Here is a 17,487-nt window from a genome sequence, read left to right on the forward strand (position 1 = left end):
GAGGCTCACAGGTTCTTGACTTCTTCCGGCATCGGGAAGAAGGTCGGGTGGCGGTAGACCTTGCTGTTGGCCGGCTCGAACAAGGCTTCCTTGTCGCTCGGGCTGCTGGCCACGATGTCCTGGGCGCGCACGACCCAGATCGACACGCCTTCGTTGCGGCGGGTGTAGACGTCGCGTGCGTTATTGATCGCCATCTCGGCGTCGGGTGCGTGCAGGCTGCCCACATGCTTGTGGGCCAGGCCGTGCTGGCTGCGGATGAAGACTTCCCACAGCGGCCATTCTTTGCTCATTCTTGTCTCCGTCATTCTTGTGCGGTCATGCAAAAGCTGGTTGAACGCGCGGGGTAATCCTTGCCAGTGGCAAGGATTACGAGCCGCCCACCCTACGGTCTTATGCGGCGGCCTTGCGGGCGGCCTTCTTCTCGGCGTGGGCAACCAGCGCGTCGCGGAACCATTCGCCATCCTCATACGCTTTCACGCGGGTGCGCAGGCGCTCGCGGTTGCAGGGTCCGTTGCCCTTCAGGACGTTGTGGAACTCGCTCCAGTCGATCTCGCCGAAGTCGTAGGAGCCGCGCTCCTCGTTCCATTTCAGGTCCGGATCGGGAATGGTGAGGCCCAGGTATTCGGCCTGGGGCACGGTCTGGTCGACCATGCGCTGGCGCAGCTCGTCGTTCGAGAACAGCTTGATGCGCCAGGCGGTCGACTGCGCGCTGTTCACGGACTCGGCGTCCGACGGACCGAACATCATCAGGGACGGCCACCACCAGCGGTTCAGCGCATCCTGCGCCATCGCCTTCTGCTCCGGCGTGCCCTTGGCCAGCGCCATCATGATGTCGTAGCCCTGGCGTGCGTGGAAGGACTCTTCCTTGCAGACGCGGATCATGGCGCGCGCGTACGGACCGTAGGAGCAGCGGCAGAGCGGGATCTGGTTGATGATGGCCGAGCCGTCGACCAGCCAGCCGATCGCGCCCATGTCGGCCCAGCTCAGGGTCGGGTAGTTGAAGATGCTCGAGTACTTCGCCTTCCCCGCATGCAGGGCCTGCAGCAGCTCGTCACGCGACACGCCGAGCGTTTCGGCAGCGCTGTACAGGTACAGGCCGTGGCCTGCCTCGTCCTGGATCTTGGCCAGCAGGACCGACTTGCGCTGCAGCGTCGGCGCGCGCGTGACCCAGTTCCCTTCCGGGAGCTGGCCGACGATCTCGCTGTGCGCGTGCTGCGAGATCTGGCGGATCAGGGTCTTGCGGTAGGCCTCGGGCATCCAGTCCTTCGGCTCGATCTTGATGCCGGCGTCGATGCGCGCCTGGAACGCCGCTTCTTCGGCATTCATGTCTTCTTCGGTACGGACTTTCTTGAGTCCGGTCTCCACCATCTGTGCGTACATGCTGGTCTCCGTTGCAAACCTCTCCAAACCATAATACGATACAAAAAATCGGATGTACATCAAAATTTTGAATCATATTGCGACCTTATCAACATGACACGACTCACCAGCGGCGAGTGGATCGACCACTTCCTGACGAACGACCCGCCGCGCCATAAATCGCTGGTGATGACCCTGTGCGGCGACGCCATCGCCCCGCACGGCGGCGCTTTCTGGCTGGGCAGCATGATCGAGCTGCTGGGTCCCCTGGGCGTGTCGGACCGCCTGGTGCGCACCAGCGTGTTCCGCCTGGTACAGGAAGGCTGGCTGGTGGCCAGCCGCGAGGGCCGGCGCAGCCGCTACGCGCTCGAGCCCAGGGCCCTGCCCCGCTTCGAACGGGCCAACCGCCGCATCTATGCTCCGCCCGGTCTGCACTGGGACGGGCACTGGACCTTTGTTCTGGCGCCCAACGGCAGCATCGACGGCGACCTGCGCGCCCTGCTGCGCAAGGAGCTGGAATGGGAAGGCTTTGCGATGCTGGCCACCGGCGTGATGGCGCACCCGGCGCCGCAGCAGGACACCCTGCGCGAGATCCTGGCGCGCGCGGGCGCCGAAGGAAAAGTGTTTGTGTGCGATGCGGCCGAACTGCCCGGCGTCGGCTCGCGCCCGCTGCCGGAGCTGGTGGGCGACGCCTGGGACCTGTCCGCTGTCGTCGGCGCCTACCGCCAGTTCATCGACCGCTTCACGCCGCTCCTGGCCCAGCTGAAGGGGGGCCAGGAGGTCGCGCCGCAGGATGCCTTTGCCATCCGCACCCTGCTGATCCACGCCTACCGCCGGGTGCAGCTGCACGACCCGATGCTGCCGCTCGAACTGCTGCCCGACCCGTGGCCGGGCACCGATGCCTACCAGCTGGCGCGCGACATCTACCGGCTGACCTGGCGCCAGGCCGAGGCGCACGTGATGGCCATGCTGGGCAAGGAAGATGACAGCACGCCCCCGGCCGAGGCCAGCTTCTTTGAGCGCTTCGGCGGCCTGGCCTGAGCATTGCGGTATCATCTGCGTCTTTCACCAACAGCTTTCAAACAGCTTTCAACCAGGACATACCATGTCTATCAAGATCAGCAGCCAGTTCGACGCTGGCGCCATCGAGGTCGTGAACGCCACCAGCGCGAACGCCATCGACCTGAACATCCGCAAGGATTCGCACGCCGACATCATCCAGTGGTTCTACTTCCGCCTGCAGGGCGCGCAAGGCCAGGCCTGCACCATCCGCTTCCTGAACGCCGGCCAGGCGGCCTATCCGGCCGGCTGGGACGGCTACCAGGCAATGGCGAGCTACGACCGCATCAACTGGTTCCGCGTGCCGACCTCGTACGACGGCAAGGTCTTGAGCATCGAGCACACCCCGGGCATGGACAGCGTCTACTACGCCTACTTCGAACCGTATTCGTGGGAACGCCACCTGGAGCTGCTCGACCGCGCCCAGATGTCCGAGCACGTGCGCATGCTAGACCTCGGCAACACGGTCGACGGCCGCGACCTGAACATGCTGGTCATCGGCGAACCTTCGCCCGAGAAGAAGAAGGTATGGGTGATCGCACGCCAGCACCCGGGCGAAACCATGGCCGAGTGGTTCGTGGAAGGCATGCTCGATGCCCTGCTCGACCCGGCGCATCCGTTCGGACGCCAGCTGCTCAAGGAAACCGTGTTCTACGTGGTCCCGAACATGAACCCGGACGGCTCGGTGCGCGGCAACCTGCGCACCAACGCGGCCGGCGCCAACCTGAACCGCGAGTGGATGAACCCCTCGCTGGAGCGCAGCCCGGAAGTGTTCCTGGTCCTGAAGAAGATGCACGAAACCGGCGTCGACCTGTGCCTGGACGTGCACGGCGACGAGGGCCTGCCCTACGTGTTCGTGGCCGGCAGCGAGTCGCTCCCGACCTGGACCGAAGCCCAGGCAGCCCAGCAGAAGCAGTTCATCGAAGACTTCAAGATCGCGAGCCCGGACTTCCAGGACGTGCACGGCTACGGCAAGACGCCGTTCACCGACGAGACCCTGACCATGGGTTCCTCGCACATCACCCACGCCTTCGGCTGCCTGTCCTTGACGCTGGAACTGCCGTTCAAGGACAACGCCAACGATCCTGACCCGCAGGTGGGCTGGGACGGCGCCCGCAGCGCGCGCCTCGGCGCCGCGGTGCTACAGCCGGTGCTCAACGCCATCCGCGCACTGAAGGCATGAGCGTCTTTTCCGCTTCCGTATTCGACGCCACCGTCGTGTTCGAGGGCCAGGAGCTGTTCAAGGGCCAGGGCGCGGCACGGACCTGGGCCGAAAAGGTGGCAAAGGAGCTCGAAACCGAAGTGACGGTCGAGAAGATCGGCACGGGCTGGGTCCTGAAGGCGACGGTCGACGGCGAGCCCGTCACCTGGGGCATCTACGGCCAGCGGCTCAGCCGCATCGAGCAGACCGGCTGAACCGGCCTAGACTCAGACCGCGACGCCGGGGTAGCGCGCCCGCGTTGCGGTTGCCGATTGCGCGACCAGCTGCTCGAGCACGTTCAGGTCGACGTCATCGAGGCGCCGCAGGTACAGGCAGGCCTTGCCCATCTTGTGCCTGCCCAGGCGACCGAGCAATTCTTCCAGTTCCGGCTCCCCACAGGAGAGATACAGGCTGATGTCGCCCTTGCGCGACGAGAAGCCGGCGAGCGGGGCATCGCCCTCGCGGCCGCTGTCGTACCGGTAGTGGTAGCTGTCGAAGCCGACGATGCTGTCGCCCCACATCACGGGCGGCTTGCCGGTCACCCGTTCCATCAACGCGGCCAGCGCTTCGCAGTCTGCGCGCCGGCCCGCGTCGGGAATCGCATCGAGATAGGCGCGCACGCTGGCGCCGTTTGCCTTGGTCTTGTTCTCAGCCATGACGGCTCAGAGTTCGACGCCCAGGTGCTTGCCCACCCAGTTGCCGGCATCCCCGAGCGAATCGAAATGCAGCGTGGCAATGGTGGTCTTGTCGGCTGCCAGGAAGGTGACGTAGGCCTTGCGCGTGTCGCTGCCCGAGCTCAACAGGTCGGACGGCTGCGACAGCTCGACGGTGGCCACGAGGTCGAGGTTGAGCAGGACGCTCTTCTGACTGTTTTCCTTGTCGATACGAATGAACTTGCTCATGCTTTCCTCCGGCTCAGTTTCTTAAGTTCCGGCAACGACCATCTTCTCGATGAGGATCGAGCCGGTCGATTTGTTGCCACGAGAAAGGACATCGTTACCGATTGCCACGATTTGGGTGAACATCTCGCGCATATTGCCCGCGATGGTGATTTCTTCCACCGGATACTGGATCACGCCGTTCTCGACCCAATAGCCGGACGCGCCGCGCGAATAGTCGCCGGTGACGTAGTTGACGCCCTGGCCCATCAACTCGGTGACGAGCAGGCCGGTGCCCATCTTGCGCAGCATGCCTTCGAAGTCGTCGGCGCGCTTGGTCTGGGAAGAGACGATGTCGAGGTTGTGCGAGCCGCCGGCGTTACCCGTGGTCTGCATACCCAGCTTGCGCGCCGAGTACGAGGACAGGAAGTAACCCTGCAGCACGCCGGCGTCGACCACCTTGCGGCGGCTGGTGCGCACGCCCTCTTCGTCGAAGGGGGCGGAGCCGACCGCGCCGATCAGGTGCGGGTCTTCGACGATGCTGATGTGCTCCGGGAACACCTGCTTGCCGAGGGTGTCGAGCAGGAAGCTCGACTTGCGGTACAGCGCACCACCCGAGACGGCCTGCACGAAGGAGCCGAGCAGGCCGGCGGCCAGCGGCGCTTCGAACAGCACCGGGCAGGTACGGGTGTCGAGCTTGCGCGCGTTCAGGCGCGCCAGCGCGCGCTCGGCGGCGTAGCGGCCGACCGCTTCCGGCTTGCCCAGCTTTTTCGGATCGCGCGCCGAGGTGTACCAGTCGTCGCGCTGCATGCGGTTGCCCTTGCCGGCGATCGGCGCCACCGAGATGGTGTGGCGCGAGAACGGGTAGCCGCCGATGAAACCGCGCGAGTTGGCGCCGACGAAGTGCGACTGCTGCACATAGACGCTGGAACCCTCGCTGTTGGTGATACGCGGGTCGACCTCGAACGCGGCGTTCTCGCAGCGCTGGGCCAATTCGACGGCTTCCTCGGTGCTGATCTGCCAGGGATAGAACAGGCGCAGGTCGCGCGGGTTCAGTTCCAGCAGCTCGGCGTCCGGCAGGCCGGCGCAATCGTCTTCGGCGGTGAAGCGGGCGATGTTCCAGGCCGCTTCCACCGTGTCCTTCAGCGACTTGGTGGAAAAGTCCGAGGTGTTGGCATTGCCGCGCCGCTGTCCGTAGTAGACGGTGACGCCGATGCCCTTGTCGCGGTTCTGTTCGATCGTCTCGATCTTGCCTTTACGCACGGAAACCGACAGGCCGCTGCCTTCGCTGATTTCGACCGAGGCATCGGTGGCGCCCTGCTCTTTCGCGAACGCCAATACGTCGCGGGCAAGCTGTTTCAGCTGGTCCTGGGTATGGGAAAACGCAGAGGTGATCGCGGAGTCGTTCATGTCGTGTTTTTCGTAGCTCGCCCTAAAACAGTTATCATAGCAGCCGTTTACAGTTTTCACTGACAGGCCCCGAGCCAATCGGATCAATCCGAGTCAATCCATAGATTATGCCTAATCCAAACCGCGGCTCCGTGGGCTTCCAGTCCAACGAGTTCGATCAAGAATACGAACGTCCTTCCAAGTCCGAAGCCAAGCGCCAGTCGAACGAGCTGCAAAAGCTCGGCGAACAGCTGGTGGAGGCGCCCCGCGACCGCGTCAAGCGCGTCGAGATGCCGGAAGACGTCAAGGAAGCCATCCTCACTTGCCAGACCATCACCAACCACGAAGGCCGCCGCCGCGCGCTGCAGTTCGTGGGCAAGAAGATGCGTACGCTGGACGAGGCGGAAGTCGACGTCATCAAGCGCACCATCGACAGCTGGAAAGGCGCCTCCAAGGCCGAAACCGCGGCCCTGCACGCGCTCGAGCGCCGCCGCGAGAAGCTCCTCGCTGACGACAAGGCCCTGACCCAGCTCCTGGAAGAGAACCCGGAACTGGACGTGCAGCACCTGCGCACCCTGATCCGCAACGCGCGCAAGGAACAGGCCGAGAACAAGCCGCCCAAGGCCTACCGCGAGATCTTCCAGATCCTGAAGGACCTGGGCAAGAAGTCGAAGCAGGCAGCCGCCGAAGAAGACGAAGAACCGGTTGACGATGACTCCGACGACGAGTGATCAAACCCTGGTGATTGGCCTGGTGTCGGTCTCGGACCGCGCCAGCGGCGGGATCTATGAGGACAAGGGCATCCCGGCGTTGTCCGACTGGCTTGCTTCGGCGATCACCACGCCATATCGTATCGAAACGCGTCTGATCCCCGACGAGCGCGCGGAGATCGAACGCACCCTGGTCGACCTGGTCGACAATGTGCGCTGCCATCTCGTCTTGACGACCGGCGGCACCGGCCCGGCGCGGCGCGACCTCACGCCCGAGGCCACGCTGGCCATCGGCACGAAAGAGATGCCAGGCTTCGGCGAACAGATGCGCCAGATCAGCCTGCGCTTCGTGCCGACCGCGATCCTGTCGCGCCAGACCGCCGTGATCCGCGAGACGCCTGATCACGCGGCCCTGGTCATGAACCTGCCGGGCCAGCCGAAATCGATCAAGGAAACGCTGGAAGGCCTGAAGGACGACGCGGGCAACACGGTGGTCGGCGGCATCTTCGCCGCGGTCCCCTACTGCATCGACCTGATCGGCGGCCCTTACATGGAAACCAACCCCGCGGTGAGCAAGACCTTCCGCCCGAAGTCGGCCTTGCGTCCTCCTGCCGCATAAAGGAAACCGAATGACCCAACTGCTGCAAAACATCGAGATCGAAACCGCGCCGAATCCGGAAGTGGCGGTCATCTGGCTGCACGGCCTGGGCGCCGACGGCAACGACTTCGTGCCGCTCGTGAACGAGCTGGACCTCTCCGGCCTGCCCGGCATCCGCTTCGTGTTCCCGCATGCGAACACGATGCCGGTGACGATCAACGGCGGCTACGTGATGCGCGCCTGGTACGACATCACCGGCGCCGAGCTGACCCGCCGCGAAGACGAAGGCGGCCTGCGCGCCTCGCAGCGCGACGTCGAAGCGCTGATCGCGCGCGAGAAAGCCCGCGGCATCCCGGCCTCGCGCATCATCCTGGCCGGCTTCTCGCAAGGCTGCGCGATGACCCTGCAGACCGGCATGCGCCATCCGGAAAAGCTGGCCGGCATGCTGTGCCTGTCCGGCTACCTGCCGCTGGCCACCGTGGTCGCCCAGGAGCGCAGCGAAGAGAGCCTGGCAACGCCGATCTTCATGGCCCACGGCACCCACGACAACGTGGTGCCGTTTGCGCGCGCACGCGAGTCGAAGGACGTGCTGGTGTCGCTGGGCTACAAGGTGGAGTGGCACGAGTACGCCATGCAGCATTCGCTGTGCCTGGAAGAGGTGCAGGACATCTCGAAGTGGATCAGGAAGGTGCTGGCGTAAGCGGGCACGCTGCCCATACTCCAGCCACCGCAGGTTGATCCGTCATCCCGGCGAAGGCGTGAACAATACCACCGGCATTGTTCACTCCAATTCCGTTGCGTCGCGTTAGCGTGTGCTCGATGCCTTGGTAGTACGCATAAAACTTGGGTTCCGGCCTTCGCCGGAACGACGGTCTTGCGGCTAGCTGAATAAAACTACTGCTTCAACGCCGCCTCCACCGCATCCGCCAGCCGCGACACGATCTCCGACAGATCCGCCGCCGTCGCAATGAAGGGCGGCGCCAGCAGCACGTGGTCGCCATACTGCCCGTCGATCGTCCCTCCCATCGGGTAGACCATCAGCCCGTTCTCCATCGCCTTGGCCTTGATCGCCGCATGCAGCTTGCGCTCCGGCGCGAAGGGCGTCTTGCTGGCGCGGTCCTGCACGAATTCCAGCGCCAGGAACAGTCCGCGGCCGCGGATGTCGCCCACGTGCTCGTGGGTCCCGAACACATCGCCCAGCATGCGCCGCAGCGTCGCGCCGCGGCTGCGCACCCGCCCCAGTAGATCGTCGCGCTCGATCACCTTCTGCACTTCCAGCGCCGCGGCTGCCGCCACCGGGTGGCCGATGTAGGTGTGGCCATGCTGGAACACGCCGCTGCCGCCGCGCAGGCAGTCGATGATGGTCTGGTGCGCCAGCACCGCGCCGATCGGCTGGTAGCCGGCGCCCAGGCCCTTGGCGATGGCGATGATGTCCGGCGCCACGCCGTCCTGCTCGATCGCATACATGCTGCCGGTGCGGCCCATCCCGCACATCACTTCGTCGGCGATGAACAGGATGCGGTAGCGGTCGCAGATGTCGCGCACGCCCTGGAAGTAGCCGGGCGTGGGCGGGATCGCGCCGCCGGTCGCGCCCACCACTGGCTCGGCCACGAAAGCGATGATGTTGTCCGGCCCCGCCTCGAGGATCCGGGTTTCCAGTTCGTCCAGCAGGCCGGCGGTGTAGTCGTCCACGCTCTGGTGGGCAGCGCGGCCGCGGTATTCGTAGCAGGGCGCCACCCGCACCGTGTCCATCAGCAGCGGCGCGAAGGCCTTGCGGCGCCATTCGTTGCCGCCGACCGCCAGCGCGCCCAGCGTGTTACCGTGGTAGCTCTGGCGGCGCGCCATGAACAGGTGGCGCTGCGGCTCGCCCGCCTCGACCCAGTACTGGCGCGCCAGCTTCAGCGCCGTCTCCATCGCTTCCGACCCGCCCGAAACCAGGTAGACGCCGCCGATGTCCTGCGGCGCGCCGGCAATCAAGCGGTCCGCCAGTTCCTCGGCCGCGTCGGTGGTGAAGAAGGCGGTGTGGGCATAGGCGCAGCGGTCGATCTGGCGGTGCATGGCCGCGATCACGTCCGGGTGGCCATGGCCCAGCGAAGACACGGCCGCGCCGCCGCTGGCGTCGATATAGACGCGGCCGGCCTTGTCGCGCATGCGGATGCCGTCGCCCGAGACCGCGGTCGGCGGCACCTGGCGCAGGTTGCGGTGGAGGATGTGGCTCATTACGGCTCCCTTCGGAAGTGGAAGGATTTGACAATAAGCGTGCTGCGCGCCGGTTCTTTTGATTTTTGATGGACGCTGTGCAATTATTTACCAATTACAACAAATGCTGTCCCGCCATGAGCGACCGACTAGGACCGATTGCGCCGGAAGAGATGAGCGCCGCCCAACGCGCCGCGGCGCAGGCCATTATCGACGGTCCGCGCGGCGCGGTCTACGGGCCCTTCGTGCCGCTGCTGCGCAGCCCGGAACTGATGGAGTACGCGCAGCGCATGGGCGAATACCTGCGCTACCGCAGCGCGATCGGGGTCAGGCTGTCGGAACTGGCGATCCTGGTCACGGCGCGCCAGTGGAACCAGCAGGTGGAATGGGCGATCCACGCGCCGATCGCAGCGCAGGTGGGGATTCCGTCCTCGGTGATCGAGGCGATCGCCGAGCGGCGCCGGCCGGAGGACATGCTGGTGGACGAAGCGGTGGTGCACGACTTCTGCATCGAGCTGCACGAGGGGAAGTCGGTGTCGGACCGGGTGTATGCGGATGCGCTCGCGCTGTTCGGCGAGCAGGGGGTGGTCGACCTGATGGGACTGAACGGGTATTACACCTTCCTGGCCATGGTGATGAATACGGCCAGGACGGCGGTGCCGGCGTCAAACGCGGCACCGCTGCCTGACTAGGGCTTACTTCGGGAAGGCCAGCACTTCCTGCTGCTGCTCGCCCAGGCCCGCAATCCCCAGCCTCAGCTTGTCGCCCTTCTTGAGGAAGCGCTGCGGCGAACGACCCATTCCCACGCCCGGCGGCGTGCCGGTGGTGATGATGTCGCCCGGTTCGAGCGTCATGAAGCGCGACACGTAGCTGACGATGTGCGCCACCGTGAAGATCATCTTCGAGGTATTCCCGGTCTGCATGCGCTTGCCGTTCAGTTCCAGGTAGAGGTCGAGGTCTTGCACGTCATAGATCTCGTCGCGCGTGACCAGGAAGGGGCCGATCGGGCCGAAGGTGTCGCAGCCCTTGCCCTTGTCCCACTGCGAACCCATCTCGAACTGGAAGGCGCGCTCGGAGACGTCGTTGACCACGCAGTAGCCCGCCACGTACTTCAGCGCATCTTCTTCCTTCACATACTGCGCGCGCGCGCCGATCACCACGCCCAGCTCGACTTCCCAGTCGGTCTTCTTCGAGCCCTTCGGCAGCTGGATCGGGTCGTCCGCACCGGACAGGCAGCTGATGGCCTTGGTGAAGAAGATCGGTTCCTTCGGCACCGCGGCGCCGGTCTCGGCGGCGTGGTCGGCGTAGTTCATGCCGATGCCGATGAACTTGCCAACGCCCTTGACCGGCACGCCCAGGCGCGGATTGCCGCGTACCAGCGGCAGGGTCTTCCAGTCGACCTTGGCCAGCTTGCGCAGCGCCTTGTCGCCCAGCTGGGAGGCGTCGATGTCGTCGATGATCCCGGACAGGTCGCGCAGGCGGCCCTCTTCGTCGAACAGGCCCGGCTTTTCCTTGCCCGGGCGGCCATAGCGCACCAATCTCATTGTCGTCTTTCCCTGTTGTGAACATGCCCGGCTGTGGGCAGGCGGCGATGATACCAAGGATCGGCGCCCCAGGTCACCGGGTGAGGAGATAGGCGCTGATGTCGAGCGCATCGCGTTCGCTCACGCCCATATTCGGCATGGCGGTATTCGGGTCGACCGATTGCGGATCGCGGATCCAGCGCACCAGGCCGGCCTGGTCGTTCGGCACCCCACCGGCCAGCACCTTGCGCCGCGCCATGTCTTCCAAAGGCCGGCCGACGTAGACCTTCGATCCGGGCACGCCGGGAATCATGTGGCAGGACTGGCAGGCGTACTGGGTCACGGCGACCTTGCCGCGCTCCGGGTCGCCCTGCGCCCCAGCCGGTGGGCGCTTGGGCGCGCAGCCGGCCAGCGCCAGTCCGAGTACGAAAACCGGGAGCGCCTTCATTTGCCAGCTCCCTGTGCGGTCGCGACGCGGTAATCCTGCGCGCTCATGGTCGGCAGCACCGTCACGAAGGCCACCACCGCCCAGATCTCGTCTTCGCGCAGGTGATATTCCCAGGCCGGCATGCCGCTCATCTTGATGCCGTGCTTCGTGATCCAGTACAGCTCGCGCGCCTCCCAGCGCTGGGTCGCGTCCACCAGCGGACCGGGGATCGGCTGCATGCTCATGCCGATGCTCGACTGCGCGAACCCGGGCCCGCCATGGCATTGGGCGCACTTGTCGCGGTAGACCTGCGCGCCCAGGCGCAGCTGCTGCTCAGCGCCCAGCTGCGGCACGCGCACTTCCTGCGCGTGATTGCGCACCGAGTGCTTCATCCCCTCTTCCAGCACCGAGTACACAAAGGGAAAGTGCTGGGCGGTGGCGCCGATGTTGTACCAGCCGCCGTACAGGAGCGCCAGGCCGGCAGCTCCCGCGGTGACGCCCGCTGCCACCAGCGTCAATACAGCGGTCTTCACGATCAGCCGGCGTCGGTTCGAAAGCATGACAGGGGTGCGTCCGATTGGAGTAGTTAAAAAAATTACATCATTGTTTGTGTATTATAAAAGCCACTACACAATTGCGATTTCCAAGCGTGCGCACCCGTCCTCTCTACGATTCCGTCAGCAAAAGCACACGACATGCCGGCCTGCTCCTGGCCTGCGCGGCCCTGCTTGCCGGATGCAAGGAAGCGCCGCGCTCGATCGTCCCCGGCGGTGACGCCGGGCAGGGCTTGCGCCTCGTGACCCAGTACCAGTGCGGCGCCTGCCACGTGATCCCCGGGGTGCAGGGCGCCGCCGGAGACGCCGGTCCGGCGCTCGACTACATCGGGCGCCTCAGCTACATCGCGGGCGGCATCCCCAACCGGCCCGACAATATGGTGCGCTGGCTGCGCGTGCCGCACGCCGTCAAGCCCGGCACCGAGATGCCGCCGATGGGCCTCACGGAACAGGAGGCGCGCCACATGGCGGCCTTCCTGTACACGCTCAGGTAGGCCGCGCATGGAGAACACGCTGCAATCGGTATTGCACCCGGGCGGCTGGGACGCCGCCATCATCAGCCAGTTCGCCTGGGTGATGTTCGGCGCCGGCGCCCTGATTCTCTTCGCCGTGATGGCGCTGCTGTACCTGAGCCTGCGGCGCCAGGAACGGCCGGCCGGCGCCCTGCTGTGGATCGGTGGCGGAGGCATCGCCTTCCCGGTGGTGGTCTTGAGCGCGCTGCTGGGCTGGAGCACCTGGCGCAGCGCCCAGCTGGCGCCGCAGTCCTCGCACGGGGCGCTGAGCATCTCGGTGACGGCGAAGATGTGGTGGTGGGAGGTGCGCTACCGCGACCCGGCCAGCGGGCTGGAAGTCGTCACCGCCAACGAGATCCACATCCCGACCGGGCGCGCGGTCCACCTGGGCCTGAACTCCGCCGACGTGATCCACAGCCTGTGGGTGCCTGCGCTCGCGGGCAAGCGCGACATGGTGCCGGGCCGCGTCACCAGCCTCACCCTGCGCGCCGACAAGCCCGGCATCTACCGCGGCCAGTGCGCCGAATACTGCGGCGCCCAGCACGCGAAAATGGCACTGCACGTGGTGGCCTCGACCCCGCAGGAATTCGATGCCTGGCTGGCGCGCCAGGCGCGGCCGGCCCTGCCTGCGAACAGCCCGGTGCTGGAGCGCGGCCGCACTGCCTTCCTCGAACAGCGCTGCCAGGCCTGCCACACGATCCGCGGCGTGGCCGAAGGCGCACGCCTGGGGCCGGACCTGACCCACGTCGGCAGCCGCATGTACATCGGCGCCGGCCTGCTGCGCACCCACCGCGCCACCCTGCAGGGCTGGATCGCCGACCCGCAAGCAAGCAAACCAGGCGTGTTCATGCCGGGCTCCCCCGACCTCGACGCCGAAGCGCTGCGCGCGCTGTCCACCTACCTCGAGCACCTGAAATGACGCAGCTCCCCAACTCCTTGCCGCGCCCGGAAGGCGAATTCGAGCGCCTCCAGGAAGTCTGGCGCACGCCCACCGGCTGGCGCTTCTTCAAGTCGGTCAACAACACCAGCATCGGCCTGCTCTACATCGGCACCGCCCTGCTGTTCTTCATCCTGGCCGGCATCCTGGCGCTGGTGATGCGGGTCCAGCTGGCCGTGCCCGACAACACCCTGCTCTCGCCGAGCACCTACAACCAGGTCTTCACCATGCACGGCACGGTGATGATGTTCCTGTTCGCGATCCCGATCGTCGAGGCGATCGCGGTCTACCTGCTGCCGAACATGCTGGGCGCACGCGACCTGCCCTTCCCGCGCCTGTCGGCCTATGCCTACTGGGCCTATGCCTTCGGCGGCCTGGCCTTCTTCTGCACCATCTTCGTGGGGCTGGCGCCGGACGGCGGCTGGTTCATGTACCCGCCCTATACCGGCAACGCGTATTCGCCCGGCCTGAACGCCGACTTCTGGCTGCTGGGGATCGGCTTCATCGAGATCTCGGCGATCGCCGGCGCGGTCGAGCTGATCGTCGGCATCCTGTTCACCCGCGCGCCCGGCATGACGCTGCGCCGCATGCCGGTCTACGCCTGGGCCATGCTGGTGGTGGCGGTGATGATCGTGTTTGCCTTCCCGGCCGTGATCGCCGGCACCGCCCTGCTGGAACTGGAGCGCGCCTTCGACTGGCCCTTCTTCATCGCCGAGCGCGGCGGCGACCCGATCCTGTGGCAGCACCTGTTCTGGTTCTTCGGCCACCCCGAGGTCTACATCATCTTCCTGCCGGCCGCCGGGATGGTTTCGACCATGATCCCGACCATCGCCGGCACCCCGCTGGTGGGCCGGCGCGCCATCATCGTGGCCCTGGTCGGCGTCGGCTTCTTCAGCTTCGGGCTGTGGGCCCACCACATGTTCACGTCCGGCCTGGGCGTGCTGGAGATGAGCTTCGTCTCGGCGGCCAGCATGGCGGTCGCGATCCCGACCGGCATCCAGGTGTTCGCCTGGATCGCCACCCTGTGGAACGGGCGCGTGCGCATGACGTCGCCGGCGCTGTTCCTGATGGGCTTCATGTTCATCTTCGTGCTGGGCGGGCTGACCGGGGTGATGGTGGCCGTGATTCCCTTCGACTGGCAGGCGCATGACACCTACTTCATCGTGGCCCACCTGCACTACGTGCTGATCGGCGGGATGGTATTCCCGGTGTTCGCCGCGATGTATTACTGGCTGCCGCTGGTCAAGGGCCAGGCCCTGTCCGAGCGCATGGCGCGCTGGGTCTTCTGGCTGATGTTCGGGGGCTTCAACCTGGCCTTCTTCCCGATGCACATCACCGGCCTGTACGGCATGCCGCGCCGGGTCTATACCTATGACGCCCAGATGGGCTGGGACGTCCTGAACATGCTGTCCACGGTCGGCGCTTTCGTCTTCGCCTTCGGCGTGCTGCTGTTCATCGTCGATGCCGTGCGCACCCTGCGCCGCCCCGAAAAGGAAGTCGGCAACCCCTGGAATGCGCCGACCCTGGAATGGCTCACCTCGGAATCCTACGGCAACCGCAGCATCCCCCGCATCACCTCGACCAATCCGCTGTGGGACCAGCCTACCCTGTCGGAGGAAGTGGACCGCGGCCAGCACTACCTCCCGCAAACCGCCACCGGCCTGCGCGAGACCATCGCCACCAGCCCGGTCAAGGGCGAGCCGCGCTACCTGATGGTGCTGCCGGGCGACAGCTGGCTGCCCGTCATTGCCGCCCTCGGCACGGCGGGTTTCTTCCTGCTGCTGACGGTCAAGGCAATGCTGCTGGCCTGGATCTTCGGGCTGATGGCGGTGGGCGGCACCATCGCCTGGCTGTGGCAATCGGACCGCAAGCCGCCCATCCATGAGGCGCGCGTCGCCGACGACCTGGTGCTGCCGGTGAACGCGAAAACCACTTCCTCGCAGTCGTGGTGGGGCACGATGGTGATGCTGGTGGTCGACGCCTTCATCTTCGCCTCCTTCGGCTACGCCTACGTGCACATTTCGATGCGCCTGATGGTCTGCCCGCCGCCCGGCGCCGCGCTGCCGGAACTGCCATGGCAGCTGGCCTCCGGCGGCCTGCTGCTGGCCAGCTCCGTGCTGATGCTGCTGGCCGTCCGTGCGCTCGGCAAGCGGCGCCTGCCCTGGCTGGTGCTGATGGCGCTGGGCTGCATGGCGGCCTCCTTCCTGCTGGACCTGCGCGGGCACCAGTCCGCGGGCCTCGATCCGAGCGCCAGCGCCTGGGGCGCGGCAATCGGCGGCCTGCTCGGCTACCAGGGGCTGCACGTGGTGGTGCTGGCGATCGCCGGTCCCTACCTGGTTCTGCGGGCCTGGCGCGGTCACCTGGGTGAGCACAGCCGTGCCACGCTCGATAACGTCGCCCTGCTGTGGCACTACACGACCCTGCAGGGCATCGCCGGCATGGCGCTGGTGCGCATCCTTCCGCTGTTGATGGAGTAGTCATGCAAGATCACTTCTTCCGGCAGCTCCTGCGCGGCACCCTGCCCTTGCTGGTCTGGGCGGCGCACTTTACCTTCTGCTACCTGCTGGCCGCGGCGCAGTGCACGCCGGCCGCGATGCGCGCGGGCGGGCCGGACCGGGTGCTGCTCGGGATTGCCACCGCGCTGGCGCTGCTGGCGTGCGCATGGCTGCTGTGGCGCGAGCGCGGCATCCTGCGCAATGCGGGTAACGCCGGCTTGCTGGACTGGTCGGCGGCGCTGGGCGCCCTGCTGGCATTGGTGGGTATCCTGTGGACCGGGCTGCCGGTCCTGCTGGTCGCCGGCTGCGCCTGACTCACTGCGCCGGCGTCACGCGCCAGATGACATTGCCGACATCGTCCGCCACCAGGATGGCCCCGGCCTTGTCCACCGCCACGCCAACCGGCCGCCCGAGCGCCTCGCCCTTGTTATTCACGAAGCCGCCCAGTATCTCGACCGGCTTGCCGGCCGGCTGGCCCGCCTTGAACGGCACGTAGACGACGTTATAGCCCGACAGGGGCTTGCGGTTCCAGGAGCCGTGCTGGCCGATGATGGCGCCGCCCGCGAACCGGGGCAGCAACGCGCCCTTGTAAAAAGCTAGTCCCAGCGCCGCCACGTGCGCGCCGAGGGCGTAGTCGGGCACGATCGCCCTGGCGACCAGGTCGGGGCGCGGCGGCGTGACGCGCTCGTCCACATGCCTGCCGTAGTAGCTGTACGGCCAGCCGTAGAAGCCGCCCTCATTTACCGACGTGAGATAGTCCGGCACCAGGTCGCTGCCCAGTTCGTCGCGTTCGTTCACCACGGTCCACAGCACGCCGGTCTCCGGATTCCATGCCATGCCGTTCGGGTTGCGCAGGCCGGAAGCATAGGTGCGGGTGCGGCCGCTGGCGATGTCGACCTCGAGGATGGCGGCGCGGTCGACCTCCTTGTCCATGCCGTTCTCGGCGACGTTGCTGTTCGAGCCCGACGTGGCGTACAGCCGGCGGCCGTCCGGGCTGGCGATGATGTTCTTGGTCCAGTGGTGGTTCAAGGGCCCTGCCGGCAGCGGCGCCACCGGCTGTCCACTGGCCGTGATCGCGGTATCGCCGCCACGATAGGGGAAGCGCAGGATGCCGTCGGTATTGGCCACGTACAGCATGTCGCCCACGAGGGCCATGCCGAAGGGCGAATTCAGCCCCTTGAGGAAGACCGACTTCGTTTCGGCCACGCCGTCGCCGTCGGCATCGCGCAGCAGCGTGATGCGGTTCGCGCTCGGCACGGCGGCGCCGGCCCTGGCCATCACCTTGCCCATCACGTAGCCCCGGATCCCCTTCTTGTCCTCGGGACGCTCGGGGGCATTGGTCTCGGCCACCAGCACGTCGCCGTTGGGCAGCACCAGTAGCCAGCGCGGGTGATCGAGCCCGTCGGCAAAGGCTTTTACCGCGAGGCCGCTTGCTGCGCTTGGCGCGCCGCCGGACGGCCAGCCCCTGGCGGGAGCAATGTCGACGGTGGGGATGATGCGTTTGACCGGGGACGCGAGGACCGGCGCGGGTCCGACGTCGGCGCCTGGCAACAGGGTGGAACGATCGCCGCAGGCGGCCAGCAGCAACAGCACGGCTCCGATTGGATAAGGGCGCATGGTCTTCTCCTGTGGGCGGGCGGCGTCCG

General features: G+C 66.4%; 21 protein-coding genes. 11 read left to right on the forward strand and 10 right to left on the reverse strand.

Annotated elements, in window-relative coordinates; genetic code table 11:
• Positions 1-5 precede the first annotated feature (5 nt).
• Positions 6-290, reverse strand: a complete 285-nt coding sequence (paaB, locus tag LK539_RS14845) for a 1,2-phenylacetyl-CoA epoxidase subunit PaaB (RefSeq protein ID WP_159701094.1) — start codon at positions 288-290, stop codon at positions 6-8.
• 100 nt (positions 291-390) lie between these two features.
• On the reverse strand, positions 391-1,380 hold the full coding sequence (paaA, locus tag LK539_RS14850; protein ID WP_227801783.1) for a 1,2-phenylacetyl-CoA epoxidase subunit PaaA: 990 nt from the start codon (positions 1,378-1,380) through the stop codon (positions 391-393).
• Between the two features lie 93 nt (positions 1,381-1,473).
• Between paaA and paaX the strand changes: the two genes are divergently transcribed.
• The 3 genes from paaX (at position 1,474) to LK539_RS14865 (ending at position 3,834) form a co-directional block, all read left to right on the forward strand.
• A complete protein-coding gene (gene paaX, locus LK539_RS14855) occupies positions 1,474-2,400 on the forward strand; it encodes a phenylacetic acid degradation operon negative regulatory protein PaaX (RefSeq protein ID WP_227801785.1) in 927 nt (308 codons plus the stop codon).
• A gap of 64 nt (positions 2,401-2,464) precedes the next feature.
• Positions 2,465-3,601 (forward strand): M14-type cytosolic carboxypeptidase, encoded by a 1,137-nt coding sequence (locus LK539_RS14860; protein WP_227801787.1) that lies wholly within the window; start codon positions 2,465-2,467, stop codon positions 3,599-3,601.
• The gene (locus LK539_RS14865) at positions 3,598-3,834 is read left to right on the forward strand and encodes a hypothetical protein (protein WP_227801789.1); all 237 of its coding nucleotides are present in this window, start codon (positions 3,598-3,600) and stop codon (positions 3,832-3,834) included. The genes LK539_RS14860 and LK539_RS14865 overlap by 4 nt, the downstream gene beginning before the upstream one ends.
• Before the next feature lie 12 nt (positions 3,835-3,846).
• Here LK539_RS14865 and LK539_RS14870 read toward each other — a convergent pair whose 3' ends face one another.
• Genes LK539_RS14870 through pmbA form a run of 3 tightly spaced genes read right to left on the reverse strand, consistent with a single transcriptional unit; the run spans position 3,847 to position 5,907 of the window.
• Positions 3,847-4,275, reverse strand: coding sequence for a DUF1801 domain-containing protein (locus LK539_RS14870; protein ID WP_227801791.1), 429 nt, complete (start codon positions 4,273-4,275; stop codon positions 3,847-3,849).
• 6 nt (positions 4,276-4,281) lie between these two features.
• Positions 4,282-4,521 (reverse strand): hypothetical protein, encoded by a 240-nt coding sequence (locus LK539_RS14875; protein WP_227801793.1) that lies wholly within the window; start codon positions 4,519-4,521, stop codon positions 4,282-4,284.
• A gap of 21 nt (positions 4,522-4,542) precedes the next feature.
• On the reverse strand, positions 4,543-5,907 hold the full coding sequence (gene pmbA, locus LK539_RS14880) for a metalloprotease PmbA (protein WP_227801794.1): 1,365 nt from the start codon (positions 5,905-5,907) through the stop codon (positions 4,543-4,545).
• Positions 5,908-6,014: 107 nt separating this feature from the next.
• On the opposite strand from pmbA, the gene yjgA reads away from it, so the two are divergent.
• From yjgA to LK539_RS14895, 3 genes are read left to right on the forward strand one after another with little or no spacing between them, the layout of a single operon-like run.
• Positions 6,015-6,617: a ribosome biogenesis factor YjgA gene (gene yjgA / locus LK539_RS14885; RefSeq protein WP_227801795.1), complete on the forward strand. Its 603-nt coding sequence runs from the start codon at positions 6,015-6,017 to the stop codon at positions 6,615-6,617.
• Entirely contained in the window at positions 6,598-7,215 is a 618-nt protein-coding gene (mog, locus tag LK539_RS14890) for a molybdopterin adenylyltransferase (protein WP_227801796.1), read from the forward strand. Before yjgA ends, mog begins: the two co-directional genes overlap by 20 nt.
• Positions 7,216-7,225: 10 nt before the next feature.
• Positions 7,226-7,894 carry an alpha/beta hydrolase gene (locus LK539_RS14895; protein ID WP_227801798.1) on the forward strand — a complete coding sequence of 223 codons (669 nt, stop codon included), beginning with the start codon at positions 7,226-7,228 and terminating at the stop codon, positions 7,892-7,894.
• Positions 7,895-8,088: 194 nt separating this feature from the next.
• Here the strand turns inward: LK539_RS14895 and LK539_RS14900 are convergent, their stop codons facing one another.
• Positions 8,089-9,414 carry an aspartate aminotransferase family protein gene (locus LK539_RS14900; protein ID WP_227801799.1) on the reverse strand — a complete coding sequence of 442 codons (1,326 nt, stop codon included), beginning with the start codon at positions 9,412-9,414 and terminating at the stop codon, positions 8,089-8,091.
• Positions 9,415-9,530: 116 nt separating this feature from the next.
• Between LK539_RS14900 and LK539_RS14905 the strand changes: the two genes are divergently transcribed.
• Positions 9,531-10,085: a carboxymuconolactone decarboxylase family protein gene (locus tag LK539_RS14905; RefSeq protein ID WP_227801801.1), complete on the forward strand. Its 555-nt coding sequence runs from the start codon at positions 9,531-9,533 to the stop codon at positions 10,083-10,085.
• 3 nt (positions 10,086-10,088) lie between these two features.
• Here LK539_RS14905 and LK539_RS14910 read toward each other — a convergent pair whose 3' ends face one another.
• The 3 genes from LK539_RS14910 to LK539_RS14920 form a co-directional block, all read right to left on the reverse strand.
• The gene (locus LK539_RS14910) at positions 10,089-10,937 is read right to left on the reverse strand and encodes a fumarylacetoacetate hydrolase family protein (RefSeq protein ID WP_227801802.1); all 849 of its coding nucleotides are present in this window, start codon (positions 10,935-10,937) and stop codon (positions 10,089-10,091) included.
• 73 nt (positions 10,938-11,010) lie between these two features.
• Positions 11,011-11,364, reverse strand: a complete 354-nt coding sequence (locus LK539_RS14915; RefSeq protein ID WP_227801803.1) for a c-type cytochrome — start codon at positions 11,362-11,364, stop codon at positions 11,011-11,013.
• A complete protein-coding gene (locus LK539_RS14920) occupies positions 11,361-11,903 on the reverse strand; it encodes a cytochrome c (protein WP_227801804.1) in 543 nt (180 codons plus the stop codon). Before LK539_RS14920 ends, LK539_RS14915 begins: the two co-directional genes overlap by 4 nt.
• An 89-nt stretch (positions 11,904-11,992) precedes the next feature.
• Between LK539_RS14920 and LK539_RS14925 the strand changes: the two genes are divergently transcribed.
• Genes LK539_RS14925 through LK539_RS14940 form a run of 4 tightly spaced genes read left to right on the forward strand, consistent with a single transcriptional unit; the run spans position 11,993 to position 16,155 of the window.
• Entirely contained in the window at positions 11,993-12,391 is a 399-nt protein-coding gene (locus LK539_RS14925) for a c-type cytochrome (protein ID WP_227801805.1), read from the forward strand.
• A gap of 7 nt (positions 12,392-12,398) precedes the next feature.
• A complete protein-coding gene (locus LK539_RS14930; RefSeq protein WP_227801806.1) occupies positions 12,399-13,328 on the forward strand; it encodes a c-type cytochrome in 930 nt (309 codons plus the stop codon).
• Positions 13,325-15,823 carry a cytochrome c oxidase subunit I gene (gene ctaD, locus LK539_RS14935; protein ID WP_227801807.1) on the forward strand — a complete coding sequence of 833 codons (2,499 nt, stop codon included), beginning with the start codon at positions 13,325-13,327 and terminating at the stop codon, positions 15,821-15,823. The genes LK539_RS14930 and ctaD overlap by 4 nt, the downstream gene beginning before the upstream one ends.
• 2 nt (positions 15,824-15,825) lie before the next feature.
• Entirely contained in the window at positions 15,826-16,155 is a 330-nt protein-coding gene (locus LK539_RS14940) for a hypothetical protein (protein ID WP_227801809.1), read from the forward strand.
• A 1-nt stretch (position 16,156) separates the two neighbouring features.
• Here the strand turns inward: LK539_RS14940 and LK539_RS14945 are convergent, their stop codons facing one another.
• A complete protein-coding gene (locus LK539_RS14945) occupies positions 16,157-17,458 on the reverse strand; it encodes a sorbosone dehydrogenase family protein (protein WP_227801810.1) in 1,302 nt (433 codons plus the stop codon).
• Positions 17,459-17,487: the final 29 nt, after the last annotated feature.

The organism is Massilia sp. IC2-476, assembly GCF_020707295.1.
Lineage (GTDB): Bacteria > Pseudomonadota > Gammaproteobacteria > Burkholderiales > Burkholderiaceae_D > Telluria.

Excerpts from the sequence above, each read along its gene's own strand:
- paaB (WP_159701094.1), bottom strand. The coding sequence starts at position 290 with ATGAGCAAAGAATGGCCGCTGTGGGAAGTCTTCATCCGCAGCCAGCAC.
- paaA (WP_227801783.1), bottom strand. The coding sequence starts at position 1,380 with ATGTACGCACAGATGGTGGAGACCGGACTCAAGAAAGTCCGTACCGAA.
- paaX (WP_227801785.1), top strand. The coding sequence starts at position 1,474 with ATGACACGACTCACCAGCGGCGAGTGGATCGACCACTTCCTGACGAAC.
- LK539_RS14860 (WP_227801787.1), top strand. The coding sequence starts at position 2,465 with ATGTCTATCAAGATCAGCAGCCAGTTCGACGCTGGCGCCATCGAGGTC.
- LK539_RS14865 (WP_227801789.1), top strand. The coding sequence starts at position 3,598 with ATGAGCGTCTTTTCCGCTTCCGTATTCGACGCCACCGTCGTGTTCGAG.
- LK539_RS14870 (WP_227801791.1), bottom strand. The coding sequence starts at position 4,275 with ATGGCTGAGAACAAGACCAAGGCAAACGGCGCCAGCGTGCGCGCCTAT.
- LK539_RS14875 (WP_227801793.1), bottom strand. The coding sequence starts at position 4,521 with ATGAGCAAGTTCATTCGTATCGACAAGGAAAACAGTCAGAAGAGCGTC.
- pmbA (WP_227801794.1), bottom strand. The coding sequence starts at position 5,907 with ATGAACGACTCCGCGATCACCTCTGCGTTTTCCCATACCCAGGACCAG.
- yjgA (WP_227801795.1), top strand. The coding sequence starts at position 6,015 with ATGCCTAATCCAAACCGCGGCTCCGTGGGCTTCCAGTCCAACGAGTTC.
- mog (WP_227801796.1), top strand. The coding sequence starts at position 6,598 with ATGACTCCGACGACGAGTGATCAAACCCTGGTGATTGGCCTGGTGTCG.
- LK539_RS14895 (WP_227801798.1), top strand. The coding sequence starts at position 7,226 with ATGACCCAACTGCTGCAAAACATCGAGATCGAAACCGCGCCGAATCCG.
- LK539_RS14900 (WP_227801799.1), bottom strand. The coding sequence starts at position 9,414 with ATGAGCCACATCCTCCACCGCAACCTGCGCCAGGTGCCGCCGACCGCG.
- LK539_RS14905 (WP_227801801.1), top strand. The coding sequence starts at position 9,531 with ATGAGCGACCGACTAGGACCGATTGCGCCGGAAGAGATGAGCGCCGCC.
- LK539_RS14910 (WP_227801802.1), bottom strand. The coding sequence starts at position 10,937 with ATGAGATTGGTGCGCTATGGCCGCCCGGGCAAGGAAAAGCCGGGCCTG.
- LK539_RS14915 (WP_227801803.1), bottom strand. The coding sequence starts at position 11,364 with ATGAAGGCGCTCCCGGTTTTCGTACTCGGACTGGCGCTGGCCGGCTGC.
- LK539_RS14920 (WP_227801804.1), bottom strand. The coding sequence starts at position 11,903 with ATGCTTTCGAACCGACGCCGGCTGATCGTGAAGACCGCTGTATTGACG.
- LK539_RS14930 (WP_227801806.1), top strand. The coding sequence starts at position 12,399 with ATGGAGAACACGCTGCAATCGGTATTGCACCCGGGCGGCTGGGACGCC.
- ctaD (WP_227801807.1), top strand. The coding sequence starts at position 13,325 with ATGACGCAGCTCCCCAACTCCTTGCCGCGCCCGGAAGGCGAATTCGAG.
- LK539_RS14940 (WP_227801809.1), top strand. The coding sequence starts at position 15,826 with ATGCAAGATCACTTCTTCCGGCAGCTCCTGCGCGGCACCCTGCCCTTG.
- LK539_RS14945 (WP_227801810.1), bottom strand. The coding sequence starts at position 17,458 with ATGCGCCCTTATCCAATCGGAGCCGTGCTGTTGCTGCTGGCCGCCTGC.